The organism is Nocardia sp. NPDC049526 (assembly GCF_044465765.1).
Lineage (GTDB): Bacteria > Actinomycetota > Actinomycetes > Mycobacteriales > Mycobacteriaceae > Nocardia.
The window spans coordinates 625,354-628,786 of record NZ_JBITMA010000004.1 but is presented as its reverse complement, the minus strand read 5'-3'; the positions used below and the strand labels follow the sequence as shown (position 1 = coordinate 628,786).

General features: G+C 63.0%; 2 protein-coding genes. Both read right to left on the bottom strand.

Annotated elements, in window-relative coordinates; all coding sequences use genetic code 11:
• Nucleotides 1–265 precede the first annotated feature (265 nt).
• Nucleotides 266–1,045 (bottom strand): ESX secretion-associated protein EspG, encoded by a 780-nt coding sequence (locus ACIBW7_RS16435; RefSeq protein ID WP_397047043.1) that lies wholly within the window; start codon nucleotides 1,043–1,045, stop codon nucleotides 266–268.
• A gap of 10 nt (nucleotides 1,046–1,055) precedes the next feature.
• On the bottom strand, nucleotides 1,056–3,176 hold the full coding sequence (locus ACIBW7_RS16430; protein WP_397047042.1) for a hypothetical protein: 2,121 nt from the start codon (nucleotides 3,174–3,176) through the stop codon (nucleotides 1,056–1,058).
• Between the last annotated feature and the right edge of the window lie 257 nt (nucleotides 3,177–3,433).

The window sequence follows — 3,433 nt, the reverse complement described above, 5'->3', positions numbered from 1 at the left end:
GACACTGATCGGCGTCGGGAGGTATTTGTTCGGTGGTTTGTCGGGCAGTCGTTGCCGGAGATTGTCGAGGCGTGTGGTATCGATCGTGATTCGGTGGGGACGACTGTGCGGGCGGCCGTTTCAGTTCTTGTCGGTGGGCTTTCGGCTGCACGGGAACAGCCGCGTCGGTCGTCGGACGATTCGGCGGGGCCGGTCGGTAACCGTTGACCGAATGGTCGTGGCGCACTGGTGACCCGGCGCAGGCCATCGGCCACGAGAGCTCGCGTCAGCGCCGTTCGTCCTTGATGGCCTTGATCACTTCTGCGATGCCCGAATTCAACAGGGCGGCAAGCCGTTTGGTGTCGGCGGGCACGGCAACCGGTGGAGTGGCAGTAGTGATGGCGTAGCGGCCGTCGTCGGCGAGGTCTCGCCAGCCCAATCGGCTGCGGGCTACGCCGCGGGGACCGAAGCGGGATAGTCCCTGCTCGACTTCGATGATCCCCTCGCCGGTGGCGGGGGTGCGGAGGAATTGGTCGGCCAGGCGGTCGACGGTGTCGTCGAAGGTGTCCGCTACCAGCGACTGGCCATAGGAATAGTCCAGATCGGGGTTGCGGTCGCGCGGGGCGAGTACGACATCGGGGAGCTTGCCGGGGGTGGCCTCCGGGAGTTCGGCGATGAGGAGATCCGCGAGCTCCAGTGGACCGCATTCGCTGATGGTGTAACCGCCGCTGTGCCAAGCGGTTTCGCCGGGCAACTGCTTCAGCAGATATCCGTAGCCTTCGCGGCGGACCGCGAGCAGGCGGATCTGGCTGTCGGCGTCGTCGAAGTCGCTGCCCCACCCGTGCAGTTCGATCCGGATATCCGGCCGCGCAACGATATCCAGCACCGGTGCGACATCGTCGATCCTGCTGCCCAATTGCGCACGGAGTTCCCGTTTCTCGCGCTGGAAGTCCTCGTACAGCGGCGTGCTGCTGGTGAAGATGAAGGGGGATGGAAGCACATCCGCCTCCACGGCCTCCCAAGCGACGACGAACTCTAGGTCGGTGAATTTCCAGGTTCGGGTCATTTCTCCACAGTTACTTCTCCACGACGGCCTTGGCTACCGCCGGCGCCTCACCCAGCGCCTCTTCCAGATGTTTGCTGGACTCGAGGTACTTGGGCCGCTTGTACTCCTTGCCCTGCCCTTGGCCCTGGCCGGCGCCCGCACCGGGAGAACCGGGCGCACCGCTCGCGGGCACACCGGCGCCCGGTATTCCGCTGAGGCGGCCGAGTGGCGAGGCCGGTCCGGCAGCATTCGCCCGGGGAAACAACCGCGCCGCGTCGGCTTCCTTCTGCAGTGCGGCAGCCGCGCTACCGCTCAGCCCGGCACCACCGCCGATCTTGCCGGCACCACCACCGCCGGTACTCGATGCACCCGACCCTGCGGGGAATGCCGGCGCGTTGGCTCGGGCCGCAGTCAGCCCGCTCGCCGCTGCTTGCTGCGCGGCTTGTGCAGCGGCCTGCATCGCGCTCTGGGCGCCGCCGATACCTTGCTGGGCGAGCCCGGCCGCTTGGCTCAGACCATCCAAACCTGATGTCTGGGTGGCGGATTGGGTGGGATCAGCCGTGGCCGGAGTGGTTGCCGTGTAGTTCGGTGTCTCGGCCTGGGAGGTGGTGCGGTCGTCGACTCCCTGTGCGAGCTTGGACGGGTCGACCGGACTGTAGTTGGAGGCCGCGGTCGGAATGGTGCCGGTGCCGGCACCGCTGGGGTTGAGGCCGGTGCCCCCGCCGGTGGGGGTGAGGCCGGTGCCCCCGCCGCTGGGGGTGGTGTTCGTGCCGCCCCCCTTACCATCGGGGCCGGTGTCTTGTTTGCCATCCGGCTTTTCGCTCTTATTCGGAGTGGTTACCGGCAACTTGTCCATTGATGGAACGAACAGCGATGAAGTCTGGACGCCCTGAACATAGTTGTTTTCCATGTTCTGGCGGTGTATCGCAAGATTTCGTTGGTTTGCGGCCGCCATATCGACGTCATATGACGAGTTACCGGTCAACGGGTCTTCTGTGTACCCGGTTACCATCACCGGCTTCGGCGGATCAGGTTTTTGAGGCATACCGGCCTTGGTGTTCGCCAGCCATTCCGACGTGTATTCGAGGGTCTTACCCATATCAGTGATTTGTGTAGCCAGGGCTTTTGCCTTCGTGTGGTAGTTCTCGACCGCTTTGACGGCTCCGTCTACCCCGTGTCCTTCCCACAGTGACTTGTCCACCGCATACTGGGCGAGTGTTTTGCTGGTCTTTTTCAGCTCGTTCGCCATCGATTGCCACGCCAGCGCGGCGTCGAGCACCGGTTTGACCGCGTGCCCGGCCGTCTGACCGAGGTTGTACAGATCGCGCCACGACTGGCTGTCCGGGTTCTCGGGGTTGGGGCCGGATTCGAGCCGCCAGAGCTCCAGTGCTTTCACCTGAGTCTGATTCGATCCCATGGAGTTGACCAATGTGTCCGGGAGCCCGGCAGGCTTGACGAATTGACTGAGCTCCGCCCGGCCCTGGGACGAATCGACAATCTGGTCTTCCGTCAGCTTCTTGCCGCCGTTGATGAAATCGCGGCTACCGAGAGGTATTCCTTGTTCTTCCAGCTCGGAAGCTGATCGTGGCTCTTTACTCTTGACGGGTACCCCTTCGTAGTTGACGTCCATGTATTCGGTTGCCGGCGCCTTACCGCGTTTCGGCATCTCGGTTTGAAATTTTCCGGCGTCGGCGGCCGATTTCGGCTTGATCCCGTCCAAATCCGCGATCATGCTCTTTTTCAGAGCCGGATCCATATCGTGCGCGGAATCCAGGTCGACCTCGATATATTTCTTACCCGCATCCTTGAACGTATTCAGCATTTCGTCCAATGCGGTGCTGTGTGTCTGCAACACCTCGCTCAAGCCGTGGCGAGTGGCATTGAACAGGGTTGCCAGCGCCGAGCCGGACTTCAATTGACTCAACGGGCTGAGAGGGTTCATACCGTTGAGCTTTTCCTGGATACGGCTGATTCCGGCGAGTGCGTTCACGCATTCCGTGGCCGCCTGCGTAGCGGCAGAGGGCTCGAACCGGAGCTTGCCGTCGGCCACCTGCTTGGTGATGTCTTTCCAGGGGTCCTCGGCCTTCTTGCCGGGGGAATTGACCGGGCCGCGAACCTCGGGCGCCTCGCCACTACCGCCACCATCGATCATCGGTGCCTCCAGGTGTGGGCAGCCGACTGGGGCAAGGCCGTGGTGTCAACCATGGGTCCGCTCCTGACTATCGCCGAGAATTCGATCCAGTCTGGCATGGACGTGTACCCCGACCCATGATCCACTTCTCAGTGGTGGCAATGCCTTAACGTCTGGTCGATCTTCGGTCGCAGTACACTGCTCGACAAACCCTTTGGGGTGTCGTAACGAGCCGGCAGATCGCAAATGATGAGGGGTGTTATGTGGACAGCCGCATC

What these genes read in the sequence shown, in the direction of transcription:
- ACIBW7_RS16435 (WP_397047043.1), bottom strand. Translation starts at nt 1,045, where the DNA reads ATGACCCGAACCTGGAAATTCACCGACCTAGAGTTCGTCGTCGCTTGG.
- ACIBW7_RS16430 (WP_397047042.1), bottom strand. Translation starts at nt 3,176, where the DNA reads ATGATCGATGGTGGCGGTAGTGGCGAGGCGCCCGAGGTTCGCGGCCCG.